Here is a 15,393-nt window from a genome sequence, read left to right on the forward strand (position 1 = left end):
AATTAAGATTTTATAATCAAAGTCAAATCATTCTTGAAAGAGTAGAGTTTTATGCCAGAAACAGAATCTAATAAGTTAAAAATAGCCGAAAAAGAAAAAGAGAAAGCGAATAAAGAAAGAGAACTAGAGCTTTCCACTTATTTAGAAGAACTCATCTGCGATTATAAAAACCTTTTAGACATGGAGATTGTTTTTAGCGCAGAACTTGGCTCTACGCAAATCCCTTTGTTGCAAATTTTGCGTTTTGAAAAAGGCTCTGTGATTGATTTGCAAAAACCCGCCGGAGAGAGCGTGGATACTTTTGTGAACGGGCGGGTTATTGGTAAGGGTGAGGTGATGGTTTTTGAAAGGAATTTAGCCATTCGTTTGAATGAAATCCTTGATTCTAACGCCATTGTGTATTATCTCGCTAAAAATTCATGAGATTGTTATTCTTGTTACTGAGCGCTACTTTGATGTTACTGGCTGAAGAAAAAATACCTTTAAATGATGACGCCCCCATTAAATTGGTTCATTGGCAAAATGCGTTAAAAGAAATCCAACCCGATTCAAACGCTCCGGCAACACCACCCATAAAAGCCGTGCAAACCACGCTCACTTTTGAAACGCCGTTTAACAAAACGCCTAAAATCATGGAAGTTGAAGGGCAAAAGGTGATCGTTTTTAAAAACGCTAAACTGGATTCTAAAAAAACCATGGATTTTAAAGAAGCTTCTTTGAATGCTTTAGAAATGTTTTCCTACCAAAATGACATCTACCTCTTGTCTAAAAAAGCCACAACAGAATTAGAAATCCAAGCTTCAAGCAGCAAGGATAAAAAGCAACTCCGCTTTCTTTTTTTGCCTAAAGGTTTTCATTTAGCCCCACCGCCTAGCTTGAAAGAACAATCTCAGCAAACTAACCTTACACAAAAAGACACCAACGAGCAACCCCAAAGCCCCTTAAACACTCTAGAGTTAAAACCCCCACTGGATTTAAGCCATGCTTATAAGGCGTTAGCGGTTATTGCTGCCTTACTCTTAATATTGTATGTAATCAAAAAAAAAATTGTTCCCACACAAAGGTCTTTTTCTACAAAAGATTTTAAGTTAGAAGTTAGTGTTTTGGGTCGTGTTGATGCGAACCATAAAATCATTTCAATAGAAACCAATAAGGAGCGTTACTTGGTCTTACTGAGCGATAAATACGGCCTGCTTTTAGACAAAATAAGCCCAAAAACATCTAAAGAAGAACTGATTAAAGAAGCTGAAAATAATATAAAGAATTCAAAATTAGGAAATTTATATGCCAGAAAATTCTAAACTACAACCTGCTAAGTTAGGGAAAAATTTTGACCCTGTGGATCATTCTAACAGGAATTTTTTCTTTTCTCTCATTCTGTCTGTATTGTTACACTGGTTGATTTATTTTTTATTTGAACACAGAGAGGATTTTTTTCCTTCAAAACCCAAGCTCGTTAAATTAAATCCTGAAAATTTATTGATTTTAAAAAGAGGCCATTCGCAAGATCCCAGTAAAAACACCCAAGGCGCTCCTAAACCCACGCTGGCTGGCCCCCAAAAACCTCCCACACCCCCAACCCCACCCATTCCGCCAACCCCGCCAAAACCTATAGAAAAGCCTAAGCCTGAGCCTAAACCAAAGCCCAAATCTGAACCCAAAAAGCCCAACCACAAACATAAGGCTCTTAAAAAAGTGGAAAAAGTGGAAGAGAAAAAAGTAGTAGAGGAGAAAAAAGAAGAGAAAAAATAGTAGAGCAAAAAGTAGAGCAGAAAAAAATAGAAGAGAAAAAACCTGTCAAAAAAGAATTTGACCCTAATCAGCTTTCTTTCTTGCCTAAAGAAGTTGCGCCACCCAGACAAGAAAATAATAAAGGCTTGGATAACCAAACCAGGAGGGATATTGATGAATTGTATGGCGAAGAATTTGGGGATTTAGGCACAGCCGAAAAAGATTTCATCAGGAATAATTTAAGGGATATTGGACGCATCACGCAAAAATATTTAGAATACCCTCAAGTAGCGGCTTATTTAGGGCAAGACGGGACGAATGCGGTAGAGTTTTACTTGCACCCTAATGGCGATATTACCGATCTTAAAATCATCATTGGCTCTGAATACAAAATGCTTGATGACAACACCTTAAAGACCATTCAGATCGCTTATAAGGATTACCCACGCCCCAAAACCAAAACGCTCATTCGCATCAGAGTGCGTTATTACTTAGGGGGCAATTAAAAATGGAAATCACGCTTTTTGACCCCATAGACGCCCACTTGCATGTGCGAGAAAACGCGCTTTTAAAAGCGGTGTTAAGATATTCTAGCGAACCTTTTAGCGCTGCAGTGATCATGCCTAATCTCAGTAAGCCCTTAATCAACACTCCAACCACCCTTGAATACGAAGAAGAAATTTTAAACCATTCTTCAAACTTCAAGCCTTTAATGAGTTTGTATTTTAATGATGGCTTGACTTTAGAAGAATTGCAACATGCCCAAGAAAAAGGCATCAGATTTTTAAAACTCTACCCCAAAGGCATGACCACAAACGCGCAAAACGGCACTTCGGATTTGTTGGGTGAAAAAACTTTAGAGATTTTAGAAAACGCCCAAAAATTAGGCTTTATTTTATGCATCCATGCAGAACAGGCTGGGTTTTGTTTGGATAAAGAATTTTTATGCCATAGCGTTTTAGAGACTTTCGCCCTTTCATTCCCCAAACTCAAAATCATTATAGAGCATTTGAGCGATTGGCGCAGTATCGCTTTAATTGAAAAGCATGACAACCTCTATGCGACTTTAACTTTACACCATATCAGCATGACTTTAGATGACTTATTAGGGGGGAGTTTGGACCCGCATTGTTTTTGTAAGCCTTTAATCAAAACCAAAAAAGACCAAGAAAGGCTTTTATCCCTTGCTTTAAAAGCCCACCCTAAAATCTCTTTTGGCTCTGATAGCGCTCCGCATTTCATTTCTAAAAAGCATAGCGCTAACATCCCGGCAGGCATCTTTTCTGCCCCTATTTTGTTGCCTGCATTATGCGAACTTTTTGAAAAACACAACGCTTTAGAAAATTTGCAAGCCTTTATCAGCGATAACGCTAAAAAAATCTACGCACTAGACAATTTACCCAGCAAAAAAGCGCATTTGTCTAAAAAACCCTTTATAGTCCCTACGCACACGCTTTGTTTGAATGAAAAAATCGCTATCTTAAGAGGGGGCGAAACGCTATCTTGGAACCTTCAAGAAATCGCCTAAAGCATGCCGCCTTTTTTGTGGGGCTTTTTATCGTTTTATTTTTAATTATAATGAAGCACCAAACCCCCCCTATGCTTTCACGCACAATCAAACCCTTGTTACTCAAACCCCCCCTATTTCATGCAACTCACTATCCCTAAACCAAATGACGCTTTAAGCGTGCATGCGAGCTCTTTAATCAATTTGCCTAATGATAATCTTTTGAGCGCTTATTTTAGCGGCACTAAAGAAGGGGCAAGGGATGTGAAAATCAGCGCAAATCTTTTTGATGGCAAGACTAATCGCTGGAGCGAAGCCTTCACTATTTTAACCAAAGAAGAGCTTTCTCATCATTCGCATGAATACATCAAAAAACTGGGTAACCCCTTGCTTTTTTTGCATGACGATAAAATCTTGTTGTTTGTCGTAGGGGTGAGCATGGGCGGATGGGCCACTTCTAAAATCTATCAACTTGAAAGCGCTTTAGAGCCGATTCATTTTAAGTTTGCGCGAAAACTCTCTTTAAGCCCTTTTTTAAATTTAAGCCATTTGATAAAAAATAAGCCTTTAAACACCACTGATGGCGGGTTTATGCTACCGCTCTATCACGAATTAGCCACCCAATACCCCTTGTTGTTGAAATTTGACCAACAAAATAACCCAAGAGAACTTTTAAGGCCTAATACCCTAAACCACCAGCTCCAGCCAAGCCTAACCCCCTTTAAAGACTGCGCTGTCATGGCGTTTAGAAACCATTCTTTTAAAGATAGCCTCATGCTAGAAACCTGTAAAACACCCACCGCTTGGCAAAAACCCATGCTTACGAATTTGAAAAACTTGAATGACGCTTTGAATTTGATCAATTTAAACAAAGAATTGTATTTGATCCACAACCCTAGCGATTTATCTTTGCGTCGTAAGGAACTCTTGCTTTCTAAATTAGAAAACTCCAACTCTTTTAAAACCTTAAAAGTTTTAGACAAAGCCAATGAAGTGAGTTACCCAAGCTATAGCCTTAATCCGCATTTTATAGATATTGTCTATACCTATAACCGCTCTCATATCAAACACATCCGTTTCAATATGGCTTATTTAAATTCCCTTCTCAAGTAATCAATCATGTTTATATATTCTTCTTACACGCTGAGTTTTGTATGGGTTTTTTTAATTTTCTTTTTTTTCAAAAATAAGCCATTGGGTTTAAAGTTTTCGCTCTCTTTGATAAGCGTGATTTTAAGCAATATCGCTTTGAAAGACTCCCTATCGCTCAATGAATTTTTAAGCAGTTTTACAGCCCCCTTAAGCCCCTTTAGCTGTCTTTTGATCCTTGCTTATGCGCTCTTTTCTTGCCGTCTCCTCCAAAAACCCCCTTTAGAAACCTTGCAATCTTATAGCGTCATGCTGTTTTTCAATCTGTTGCTTTTGACAGATATTTTAGGGTTTTTGCCTTTTTCAATCTACCATCATTTCATGGCTTCTCTGATTTTTAGCGCGCTTTTTTGCGGCAGTTTGTTTTTGAGCAGCCCCTTATTAGGTGTGATCGCTTTAGTAGCGTTATCCAGTTCGCTTTTGATGCGTTCTAATTTTCAAATCTTAGATTCTTTATTGGATTTCCCCTTGCTTCTTTTTGTCTTTTTTAAGACTTTATCTCTTGTTAAAAAAAGGTTGTATTAACGCTTATGAAATCCCTATCCCATGCCCTTTTTTCGCTCTTTTTAAAAGGTTTTTATTTCACCTTTTTCATGAGCTTGTTGTTTGTGTTTAATCGTATCGGCTTTATCCTTTATACTGGCTATTATAAGCATGCTTTAAAAAACCCTATTTTTGATGAAATCATCAAAACCCTATTCAATGGAGCCAGATACGATAATCGTGTGGTCTCAAGCTTAGCGATTCTTTTTATCATCATCGGGTTATTAGGGTTATTGGCCCCTAAACACCAAGTAAAAATGCTTAATATTGTGACGTGTTTTTCTATCGCTATTATTCTGTTTTTAAATATTGCGAACATTGTTTATTATGGCATTTATGGGAATGTGTTTGATGAAAATTTATTGGAATTTTTGCATGAAGACACGCTCACGATTTTAAAAATGAGCGGGGAATACCCTATTCTTTCTAGTTTTTCACTCTTTGTAATCCTTAGCGTTTTAATTTCTTTTATCTATTTCAAACTCCAAAACGCCCTTTTTAAGCCCACAAATGTTTATCAAACCACCAAACCCCTTAAAACTTTCATTTTATTTGCGCTTTTTTCCCTCACGCAAATGTTTTACATTAACGCGCAATTGAGTTTTGTGGGCGCGTCTTTAGATCTCAGCATAGAGCCAGCCAAAGATCCTTTTTTAATGAAAATTACCCCCGGTGCGTTTCGCAACCTTTATCTTTTGGCGCGCAATTACAGACAAAGCCATAACCTTAAATTCAGCGATTTTGCTAAAGAAACGCCTTTAGAAGTGGCGAAAAATTATTTCCATCTTAAAGATAACCCTTCAAACAACCTCTATGAGTTGCTAACTCAGACAAGCCACAACAATTCTCTTCAAACCATTCAACATGTTTTTTATATCGTTTCAGAGTCCCTAAGCTCATGGCATTTTGATAAAAAATTTGATTCCATAGGGCTAACGAGCGCTTTACAAGACTTGGTTAAAAAAGAACATGCTCACATGCTTTCTGCTTTTATTGAAAGCGCCCCACGGACCGTTAAGAGCCTGGATGTTCAGATCACAGGCTTGCCCTATATCAATGATAATAACTTAGTCAATTCAGGGGTGATCCTCCCTAGTTTTCCTATGGCAATCGGCAATATCATGAAGACTCTAGGGTATAGAAACAACTTTTATTATGGAGGCAGCGGGATTTGGAATAAATTAACCAGTTTCACCAAAAAACAAGGTTTTCACGCCCTTTATTTTAACAATCACCTCTTAGAATTTGTTAAAAACAAGCCCTACCCCAAACCCATAGAGAGCAACTGGGGAGTGCATGATAATATTTTATTTGACTATATTTTAGAAAACACCAACCCCCATGAAAAAACTTTCAGCATGGTCATGACTTTAAGCAACCATGCGATCAAAAACGTGAATCTCAAAGCCTTTGGCGTGCCTTTAGAAAAAATCCAACAATTTGTGGAAAAAACCCCCAAATCAGAAAATCTACCGGACGCTAATTCTTTAGGGCATATTTACTGGTATGACAAAGTAATCGTCAATTTCATCAAAAAAGCCAGCCAAAAATTCCCTAACTCGCTTTTTATCATCACAGGGGATCATTTTGACAGGAGCTATGAATACGCTAAAAACGATTTATATATCATTAAATCCGTGCCGCTTATTTTGTTCGCCCCTACTTTAAAGCCTAAAAAAATCAGTCAAGTCGGCTCGCATTTAGACATCGCCCCTACGATTATTGAATTAGTCGCCCCTAAAGGCTTTCAATTCGTGAGTTTTGGGAAGCCTTTATTTTCTAACAATACAATAAACCCCCAAGCCACCCCAATTACGCGCTAGGTTATGAAGCGATCGCTACCAAAGATTATTTTTATAACCCGAGTTTGGGGTTAAGGTATTTGAACAAAAACCACAAAGATCAAGAGGATAAGCAAAACGACAAAACAGAAGCTTCTAAGTTTTACCAGCAATTAGAATCCTTAAAAGCCCTTAGTTTTTACTTGCTCTATCATGGGGCTAATCTTAAAGATTGACAAACTGGGTTTTTATTCCCTTAAACGCATGATTTTTGCTACAATAGTAGGATTTTAATGGATAAAGGACAAATAGGCATGTCAAATAGGGGCGTTGTTTTATTAGACGGGCAAGCGCTAGCTGATAATATAGAAAAAGATTTGAAAAATAAAATCCAAACAATAACCGCACAAACGCATAAACGCCCCAAACTAGCCGTGATTTTAGTGGGAAAAGACCCTGCGAGTATCACTTATGTCAATATGAAGATCAAAGCATGCCAAAGGGTGGGCATGGATTTTGATTTAAAAACCCTCCAAGAAAATATTACTGAAGCTAAATTGCTGTCCTTGATTAAAGATTGCAATACCGATCAAAACATTTCAGGCGTTTTAGTCCAGCTCCCTTTGCCCAGACACATTGATACTAAAATGATTTTAGAAGCCATTGATCCTAGTAAAGATGTGGATGGTTTCCACCCCCTTAATATCGGCAAACTCTGCACCCAAAAAGAATCGTTTCTGCCAGCCACCCCTATGGGCGTGATGCGTCTTTTAGAGCATTACCATATTGAAATCAAGGGTAAGGATGTGGCGATTATCGGGGCGAGTAATATCATTGGCAAACCTTTGAGCATGCTCATGTTAAACGCTGGGGCTAGCGTGAGCGTGTGCCATATTTTGACTAAAGACATTAGTTTTTACACCCAAAACGCTGATATTGTCTGCGTGGGCGTGGGTAAGCCTGATTTGATTAAAGCGAGCATGTTAAAAAAAGGGGCTGTAGTGGTGGATATTGGGATCAACCATTTAAATGATGGGCGTATCGTGGGCGATGTGGATTTTAACAATGCGCAAAAAGTCGCCGGTTTTATCACCCCTGTGCCTAAAGGCGTGGGGCCTATGACGATTGTCTCGCTTTTAGAAAACACTCTAATCGCTTTTGAAAAACAACAAAGGAAGGGATTTTAATGAAATTTTTACGCTCTGTTTATGCTTTTTGCTCCAGTTGGGTGGGGACGATTGTTATTGTGCTGTTGGTTATCTTTTTTGTCGCACAAGCCTTTATCATTCCCTCTCGCTCTATGGTAGGCACGCTCTATGAGGGCGATATGCTCTTTGTCAAAAAGTTTTCTTACGGCATACCCATTCCTAAAATCCCATGGATTGAGCTTCCTGTTATGCCTGATTTTAAAAATAACGGGCATTTGATAGAGGGGGATCGCCCCAAGCGCGGCGAAGTGGTGGTGTTTATCCCGCCCCATGAAAAAAAATCTTACTATGTCAAAAGGAATTTTGCTATTGGGGGCGATGAGGTGCTATTCACTAATGAGGGGTTTTATTTGCACCCTTTTGAGAGCGACACGGACAAAAATTACATCGCTAAACATTACCCTAACGCCATGACTAAAGAATTTATGGGTAAAATTTTTGTTTTAAACCCTTATAAAAGTAAGCATCCGGGTATCCATTACCAAAAAGACAACGAAACCTTCCACTTAATGGAGCAGTTAGCCACTCAAGGCGCAGAAGCTAATATCAGCATGCAACTCATTCAAATGGAGGGCGAAAAGGTGTTTTATAAAAAATCAATGACGATGAATTTTTCATGATCGGCGATAACAGGGATAATTCTAGCGACTCGCGCTTTTGGGGGAGTGTGGCTTATAAAAACATCGTGGGTTCGCCTTGGTTTGTTTATTTCAGTTTGAGTTTAAAAAATAGCCTGGAAATGGATGCAGAAAATAACCCTAAAAAACGCTATCTGGTGCGTTGGGAACGCATGTTTAAAAGCGTTGAAGGCTTAGAAAAAATCATTAAAAAAGAAAACGCAACGCATTAAGGTTTTTTGTGCAATTTTTTGATTCCTCTTTAGAAAGTTTTATCACCACCTTAATGAAAATCCTAGCCCTTTTAATCGCTATCATAGGGCATGAGATCATGCATGGCTTGAGCGCGTTTTTATTTGGAGACAGGAGCGCTAAAGACGCTAATCGTTTGAGTTTAAACCCTATCAGGCATTTAGACATGATGGGTTCGGTGCTTTTACCGGCTTTATTACTCATTTTTCAAGCCCCTTTTTTGTTTGGGTGGGCTAAACCCGTGCCGGTGGATATGCGCTATATTGTCTCTCAAAAAGGCTCTTTGGCATGCGTAGTGGTGAGTTTAGCCGGGGTGGCTTATAATTTCACCCTGGCCGTTCTGCTCGCTTCCATCACGCATTGGAGCTTCCAACAACTAGGGATCAACGCTTTAAGCATCAATGAATTGAATCTTTATCAGCTCGCTTTAGTAACCTTTCTCATTCAAGGCATTCTTTATAATCTTGTCTTAGGCGTTTTCAATAGCCTCCCTATCCCGCCCTTAGACGGATCCAAAGCGTTAGGCTTTTTGGTGTTGTATTTTAAAAGTGCGTTTTTATTGGAATGGTTTTCTAAAATGGAACGCTATGGCATGTTGGTAGTGTTTGTCTTTTTGTTTATCCCCCCTTTATCGGAGTTTTTTATCCATGCGCCCACAAGATTTTTATTTTCCTTACTCCTTTCTTAATCTTTTATCAAGGAGGGCTGATGAATAAGCCTTTGAATATTGCTCAAGTTTTTATAGGAAGCGATCATGCAGGGTTGCATCTTGCAGAATTTGTTAAACATTTTTTAGAAGACAAGGATTTTAAGATCCAAGCTTTTTTACCCACTATGAGGGTGGATTACCCTGATTACGCCAAATTAGTGTGCCAAAAGGTCTTAGAAAATCCGCAAAGCTATGGCATTTTAGTGTGCGCCACAGGGATAGGCATGAGCATGGGCGCTAATCGCTTTAAGGGTATTAGAGCCGCTTTGTGCCTTGATGCTTACATGGCCAAAATGACTCGCTTGCACAATAACGCTAATGTCTTGTGCTTGGGTGAAAAGATTAGCGGTATTGGCGTAACAGAAAGCATTTTGGAAGCGTTTTTCTCTACAGAATTTGAACAAGGCCGTCATGCGTTGCGCATCCAAAAGCTAGATGAATCGCTGAAATCATCAACCTAATGTAGTATAATTGCATCGTTTCGCTAAAAGGATATTTTAATAGAATGTTTACCCAATGGTTTATCATCACTATCGCTATTGTTTTTATCCTTTATATGGGTGTGCGCACTTTCTTTTTTAAAACCGTGGCTAAACGGCAAGAACGCACCAACGCATCCATGAAGCTCACCTTACAAGAAGCTGAAATTTTGATCCAAAAACACCAGTTGCAACTCCAAAGGGCTTTAGGCAATATTGACATTCTTACCCAAGAAATGAGCTCGTTAAAAACAGAATTAAAAGCCCTTAAACAGCGCAACTCTGAATACAAAGGCGAATCGGATAAATATAAAAATCGTATTAAAGAATTGGAGCAAAAAATAGAAGCTCTCCTTTAAAAACGCTATAATAAATCAAAATTCTACAACCAATCCGTTATATTAAAGGAAATCAAAATGAATGAAACGCTCAAAGAAGAACTTTTACAAAGCATCAGAGAAGTGAAAGATTACCCTAAAAAAGGGATTTTATTCAAAGACATTACCACGCTACTCAACTACCCTAAACTCTTTAACAAACTCATTGACGCGCTCAAAAAACGCTATCTCGCTCTCAATATAGACTTTATCGTGGGCATTGAAGCTAGGGGGTTTATTTTAGGCTCTGCTCTCGCTTATGCGCTTGGGGTGGGTTTTGTGCCTGTGAGGAAAAAGGGCAAACTCCCCGCACACACCCTGTCTCAAAGCTACAGCCTAGAGTATGGGAGCGATAGCATAGAAATCCACTCTGACGCTTTTAGGGGAATTAAGGGGGTAAGAGTGGTGTTGATTGATGATTTATTAGCCACTGGAGGCACAGCTTTAGCGAGCCTTGAACTTATCAAAGCCCTACAAGCCGAATGCATAGAAGCATGCTTTTTGATAGGGTTAAAAGAATTACCGGGTATCCAACTTTTAGAAGAGCGAGTGAAAACCTTTTGTTTGTTAGAGTGCTAGAATAAGGGTGAATTTTGGAAGAATACATCATTGACTTATGGAATCAGCATGCAGCGACTTGGGGGTATCTCATTTTATTCGGGTGGAGCATTTTAGAAGGCGAAATCGGGTTAATTTTAGCAGGGATTGCCAGCTATACCGGTCATATGCATTTAGGGTTAGCCATTTTAGTCGCAGGGATTGGGGGTTTTGTGGGGGATCAGATCTATTTTTACATCGGGCGCACCAATAAAGCTTACATCCAAAAAAAGCTAGAAAAACAACGCCGAAAACTAGCCCTAGCCCATTTATTGTTGCAAAAACACGGCTGGTTTATCATTTTTATCCAACGCTACATGTATGGCATGCGCACCATCATTCCCATTAGCATAGGCCTCACGCGCTATAGCGCTTTAAAATTCGCTATCATCAATCTCATTAGCGCAATGGTGTGGGCGAGCATTACTATTATTCTAGCGTGGTATTTAGGAGAAGAATTATTGCATGCGTTAGGGTGGCTTAAAAAACACCCTTATGCGCTAATATTACTATTAGTATCTTTCTTGGCGTTAGTGCTGTGGTATTTCCAATACTATAGTAAGAAAAACCGCTAGAGTGCAATACAATTCTTGAAAGATATGAAATTAAAAAAGGAGACTTTATGTTAAAAATCAAATTAGAAAAAACCACTTTTGAAAACGCAAAAGCTGAATGCAGTTTAGTTTTTATTGTCAATAAGGATTTTGATCACGCTTGGGTCAAAAATAAAGAATTGCTAGAAACCTTTAAATACGAAGGCGAAGGCGTATTTTTAGACCAAGAAAATAAAATCCTGTATGTGGGCGTTAAAGAAGACGATGTGCATTTATTGAGAGAGAGCGCGTGTTTAGCCGTTCGCACCCTTAAAAAACTCGCTTTTAAAAGCGTTAAAGTGGGCGTTTATACTTGCGGGACGCATTCTAAAGATAACGCACTTTTAGAAAACCTGAAAGCGTTGTTCTTGGGCTTAAAATTAGGCTTGTATGAATACGACACTTTTAAATCCAACAAAAAAGAAAGCGTTTTAAAAGAAGCCATTGTCGCTTTAGAATTGCACAAACCTTGCGAAAAAACTTGCACGAATTCTTTAGAAAAGAGCGCGAAAGAAGCTTTAAAATACGCTGAAATCATGACAGAAAGCTTGAATATCGTTAAAGATTTAGTCAATACCCCCCTATGATTGGCACTCCGGTTTATATGGCTGAAGTGGCGCAAAAAGTGGCTAAAGAAAACCATTTAGAAATCCATGTTCATGATGAAAAATTTTTAGAAGAAAAGAAAATGAACGCCTTTTTAGCGGTCAATAAAGCCTCTCTTGCTATCAATCCTCCCCGCTTGATCCATTTAGTCTATAAGCCCAAAAAAGCGAAGAAAAAAATCGCTTTAGTGGGTAAGGGCTTGACTTATGATTGTGGGGGTTTGAGCTTGAAACCGGCCGATTACATGGTTACCATGAAAGCGGATAAAGGCGGTGGCTCTGCGGTGATCGGGCTTTTAAATGCATTAGCCAAACTAGGCGTGGAAGCTGAAGTGCATGGCATTATTGGGGCTACAGAAAACATGATAGGCCCGGCCGCCTATAAACCAGATGATATTTTAATCTCTAAAGAAGGCAAGAGCATAGAGGTCCGTAATACTGACGCTGAAGGGCGTTTGGTTTTAGCGGATTGTTTGAGCTACGCTCAAGACTTGAACCCTGATGTGATCGTGGATTTTGCAACCCTTACTGGGGCATGCGTTGTAGGCTTAGGCGAATTCACTTCAGCGATCATGGGGCATAATGAAGAGTTAAAAAACCTCTTTGAAACTTCAGGGTTAGAATCCGGCGAATTATTAGCCAAACTCCCCTTTAACCGCCATTTAAAGAAATTGATTGAATCTAAAATCGCTGATGTGTGCAATATTTCTTCTTCACGCTATGGCGGTGCGATCACAGCGGGCTTGTTTTTAAATGAATTTATTAGAGATGAATTTAAAGACAAATGGCTGCACATTGACATTGCAGGTCCTGCTTATGTGGAAAAAGAATGGGATGTGAATAGCTTTGGAGCGAGTGGGGCTGGCGTGAGAGCTTGCACAGCTTTTGTGGAAGAGCTTTTGAAAAAGGCTTGAAATGGGCTTGTCTGTAGGCATTGTGGGTTTGCCTAATGTGGGCAAATCCAGCACCTTTAACGCGCTCACTAAAACCCAAAACGCCCAAAGTGCGAATTACCCTTTTTGCACCATTGAACCCAATAAAGCCATTGTGAATGTGCCTGATAGGCGGCTTGATGCGTTGGCTCAAATCGTAAAGCCTGAACGCATTTTGCATTCTGTGGTGGAATTTGTGGATATTGCCGGATTGATTAAGGGAGCGAGCAAAGGGGAGGGTTTAGGCAATCAGTTTTTAGCCAATATCAAGGAATGCGAAGTGATCTTGCAAGTGGTGCGCTGTTTTGAAGATGACAATATCACGCATGTGAACGACAAGATTGATCCTTTGAATGATATAGAGACCATTGAATTGGAGTTGATTTTAGCGGATATTGCCACTTTAGACAAAAGGATCGAACGCTTGCAAAAAGCCCTAAAAAGCTCAAAAGACGCTAAAAATCTTTTAGAATGCGCTTTGAGTTTAAAAACGCATTTAGAAGAATTAAAGCCGGCGAAAACTTTTGCCTTGAATACAAGCGAGGCTTTTTTAGAATTGGACAAGGAATTGCGTTTTTTATCCCATAAAAAAATGATCTATGTTGCTAATGTGGGCGAAGAAGATTTAAACGCTCTCAATGAGCATGCCAAAAAAGTCAAAAACCATGCGAAAGCCCAAAATAGCGAGTTTGTCGTCTTGTGCGCTAAATTGGAAGAAGAAATGGTTTCTATGAGTGGAGATGAAGTCAAAGAATTTTTGCAAAGTTTAGGCGTAGAAGAAAGCGGGCTAGAAAAGACCATTCGTTTGAGTTTTAAGGAATTAGGCTTGATCAATTATTTTACCGCTGGAGTCAAGGAAGTGCGATCATGGACGATTAAAAAAGGCTCTAGTGCGCCTATGGCTGCTGGGGTGATCCATAAGGATTTTGAAAAAGGCTTCATCAGAGCTGAAACCATCAGTTACGATGATTTTATCGCTTATAAGGGCGAAGCCGGAGCGAAAGAAAAGGGAGCGTTACGCATTGAAGGTAAGGATTATATCGTTCAAGATGGCGATGTGTTGCATTTTCGCTTCAATGTCTAGTCTGTCTTATTGCTAGTTTCTCATAAGAATTGACACCCAACAAGAAACTTTTTAAAAAAATCTATATAGAGTTAAGCGATATTTGCGGGTTGCAATGCAGTTTTTGCCCTAACCCTAAAAATGTCAGAGGCGTGATGCCTTTAGAATTATTTGAAAAAGTTTGCAAAGAAGCGGCCCCCTTAACCCCAATCATCACCTTTCATGTTTTAGGCGATCCTTGCAAGCTCAAAAATTTAAACCACTATTTAAGCACCGCTAAACGCTTTTCTTTAAAAGTGGATTTGGTTACTAGCGGGGTGTATTTGCGCGATTTTGAGACGCTATTACAAGATGCAATCTATCAAATTTCTATTTCTTTAGACGCAGGGCTAGACAATCATAACAAAATCAACCAGCACCGCTATATCCAAAAAATTTTAGAATTTTGCCGCTATAAATTTGAAAAAAATAGCGAAGTGTTTTTGAATTTACGCATTCAAGATGGCACCCTTGAAAAACACCAGAATTTGATCAAGCCTTTTTTAGAAAGCTTTGAATGCGTTTCTTTAGAGGCACTAAAATCGCAAGGCCGCGCTCGTTTGTTTAAAAAAAGTTTTTTGAATATCCAAAAGACCTTTAAATGGCCGGATTTGAACGCCCCAAACCCTTTAAACCAGGAATCAAAAATCCCCTATTGTTATGGGCTTATTAAACAAATCGCTATTTTATCTAATGGCGTTGTCGTGCCATGCTGCATGGACACGCAAGCTCATATCAACCTTGGCGATTTAAACCATACGCCTTTAAAAAATATTTTAAACAGCCAAAAAGCTATAGCTATCAAAACCCATTTTTTAAAGGGCGAAGCGTTAGAACTTTTATGCAAAAACTGCTCCTACCCTTTGATCCGCTACAAAAAATAAAACCACTCCCTTAAGGATTAGCCTTGCTTATTCCTTGAAAAGGCTGTTATTTTTAGCGCATTTTGTAATCCTTTCAATAGTTTGTTGGTCATTGGTTTTGCAATTGTGGTGGCGTTTAGTTCTCTTCAGTAATAAACAGCGATTAAAAGCTTTTACTCTTTACTATTCTTATCTTTTATGTTTGGGTTAGTGCCGTTAGAATTGTCAAAATTTTAAGGGTTAAAGGACAAGTGGCTCTTTTCTTTTGTAATAGCTTGCGGGGTCTAAAAAATCGTGGGCTTCTCTTGATGCCATTCAAAAACACTAATTGACCCTACTCTTTGATTT

The 15,393-nt window shown here is 39.0% G+C and carries 12 protein-coding genes and 5 pseudogenes; all 17 read left to right on the plus strand.

Annotated elements, in window-relative coordinates; all coding sequences use genetic code 11:
* Positions 1-51 precede the first annotated feature (51 nt).
* On the plus strand, positions 52-423 hold the full coding sequence (gene fliN, locus D2C78_06305; protein ID QEF35503.1) for a flagellar motor switch protein FliN: 372 nt from the start codon (positions 52-54) through the stop codon (positions 421-423).
* Positions 420-1,301, plus strand: a complete 882-nt coding sequence (locus D2C78_06310; GenBank protein QEF35504.1) for a hypothetical protein — start codon at positions 420-422, stop codon at positions 1,299-1,301. The genes fliN and D2C78_06310 overlap by 4 nt, the downstream gene beginning before the upstream one ends.
* A pseudogene (locus D2C78_06315) lies at positions 1,285-2,237 on the plus strand (energy transducer TonB). Before D2C78_06310 ends, D2C78_06315 begins: the two are co-directional and overlap by 17 nt.
* A 2-nt stretch (positions 2,238-2,239) precedes the next feature.
* The gene (pyrC, locus tag D2C78_06320; protein ID QEF35505.1) at positions 2,240-3,259 is read left to right on the plus strand and encodes a dihydroorotase; all 1,020 of its coding nucleotides are present in this window, start codon (positions 2,240-2,242) and stop codon (positions 3,257-3,259) included.
* 37 nt (positions 3,260-3,296) lie between these two features.
* A pseudogene (locus D2C78_06325) lies at positions 3,297-4,351 on the plus strand (hypothetical protein).
* 6 nt (positions 4,352-4,357) lie between these two features.
* Positions 4,358-4,912, plus strand: coding sequence for a hypothetical protein (locus D2C78_06330; GenBank protein ID QEF35506.1), 555 nt, complete (start codon positions 4,358-4,360; stop codon positions 4,910-4,912).
* A gap of 5 nt (positions 4,913-4,917) precedes the next feature.
* Positions 4,918-6,947: pseudogene (locus D2C78_06335) on the plus strand (LTA synthase family protein).
* Positions 6,948-7,019: 72 nt separating this feature from the next.
* A complete protein-coding gene (gene folD / locus D2C78_06340; GenBank protein QEF35830.1) occupies positions 7,020-7,898 on the plus strand; it encodes a bifunctional methylenetetrahydrofolate dehydrogenase/methenyltetrahydrofolate cyclohydrolase FolD in 879 nt (292 codons plus the stop codon).
* Positions 7,898-8,769, plus strand: a pseudogene (gene lepB, locus D2C78_06345) (signal peptidase I). The gene folD and the pseudogene lepB overlap by 1 nt, the downstream one beginning before the upstream one ends.
* Positions 8,770-8,777: 8 nt before the next feature.
* Positions 8,778-9,476: a site-2 protease family protein gene (locus D2C78_06350; protein QEF35507.1), complete on the plus strand. Its 699-nt coding sequence runs from the start codon at positions 8,778-8,780 to the stop codon at positions 9,474-9,476.
* A 20-nt stretch (positions 9,477-9,496) separates the two neighbouring features.
* On the plus strand, positions 9,497-9,958 hold the full coding sequence (gene rpiB, locus D2C78_06355; GenBank protein QEF35508.1) for a ribose 5-phosphate isomerase B: 462 nt from the start codon (positions 9,497-9,499) through the stop codon (positions 9,956-9,958).
* A 44-nt stretch (positions 9,959-10,002) separates the two neighbouring features.
* The gene (locus tag D2C78_06360) at positions 10,003-10,335 is read left to right on the plus strand and encodes a hypothetical protein (protein QEF35509.1); all 333 of its coding nucleotides are present in this window, start codon (positions 10,003-10,005) and stop codon (positions 10,333-10,335) included.
* 57 nt (positions 10,336-10,392) lie between these two features.
* Positions 10,393-10,932 carry an adenine phosphoribosyltransferase gene (gene apt / locus D2C78_06365; GenBank protein QEF35510.1) on the plus strand — a complete coding sequence of 180 codons (540 nt, stop codon included), beginning with the start codon at positions 10,393-10,395 and terminating at the stop codon, positions 10,930-10,932.
* A gap of 14 nt (positions 10,933-10,946) precedes the next feature.
* Positions 10,947-11,525, plus strand: coding sequence for a DedA family protein (locus tag D2C78_06370; GenBank protein QEF35511.1), 579 nt, complete (start codon positions 10,947-10,949; stop codon positions 11,523-11,525).
* A gap of 47 nt (positions 11,526-11,572) precedes the next feature.
* Positions 11,573-13,062: pseudogene (locus D2C78_06375) on the plus strand (leucyl aminopeptidase).
* A 1-nt stretch (position 13,063) separates the two neighbouring features.
* Positions 13,064-14,164 (plus strand): redox-regulated ATPase YchF, encoded by a 1,101-nt coding sequence (gene ychF / locus D2C78_06380; protein ID QEF35512.1) that lies wholly within the window; start codon positions 13,064-13,066, stop codon positions 14,162-14,164.
* 134 nt (positions 14,165-14,298) lie between these two features.
* On the plus strand, positions 14,299-15,066 hold the full coding sequence (locus tag D2C78_06385) for a radical SAM/SPASM domain-containing protein (protein QEF35831.1): 768 nt from the start codon (positions 14,299-14,301) through the stop codon (positions 15,064-15,066).
* The last annotated feature ends 327 nt before the right edge of the window (positions 15,067-15,393 follow it).

Origin of the sequence: Helicobacter pylori (assembly GCA_008032935.1) — a bacterium.
Lineage (GTDB): Bacteria > Campylobacterota > Campylobacteria > Campylobacterales > Helicobacteraceae > Helicobacter > Helicobacter pylori_CX.

Bases quoted from the DNA above. Each gene is read 5' to 3' on its own strand.
- D2C78_06310 (QEF35504.1), top strand. From the start codon at position 420: ATGAGATTGTTATTCTTGTTACTGAGCGCTACTTTGATGTTACTGGCT.
- D2C78_06330 (QEF35506.1), top strand. From the start codon at position 4,358: ATGTTTATATATTCTTCTTACACGCTGAGTTTTGTATGGGTTTTTTTA.
- D2C78_06360 (QEF35509.1), top strand. From the start codon at position 10,003: ATGTTTACCCAATGGTTTATCATCACTATCGCTATTGTTTTTATCCTT.
- ychF (QEF35512.1), top strand. From the start codon at position 13,064: ATGGGCTTGTCTGTAGGCATTGTGGGTTTGCCTAATGTGGGCAAATCC.
- rpiB (QEF35508.1), top strand. From the start codon at position 9,497: ATGAATAAGCCTTTGAATATTGCTCAAGTTTTTATAGGAAGCGATCAT.
- apt (QEF35510.1), top strand. From the start codon at position 10,393: ATGAATGAAACGCTCAAAGAAGAACTTTTACAAAGCATCAGAGAAGTG.
- fliN (QEF35503.1), top strand. From the start codon at position 52: ATGCCAGAAACAGAATCTAATAAGTTAAAAATAGCCGAAAAAGAAAAA.
- D2C78_06385 (QEF35831.1), top strand. From the start codon at position 14,299: ATGCCTTTAGAATTATTTGAAAAAGTTTGCAAAGAAGCGGCCCCCTTA.
- pyrC (QEF35505.1), top strand. From the start codon at position 2,240: ATGGAAATCACGCTTTTTGACCCCATAGACGCCCACTTGCATGTGCGA.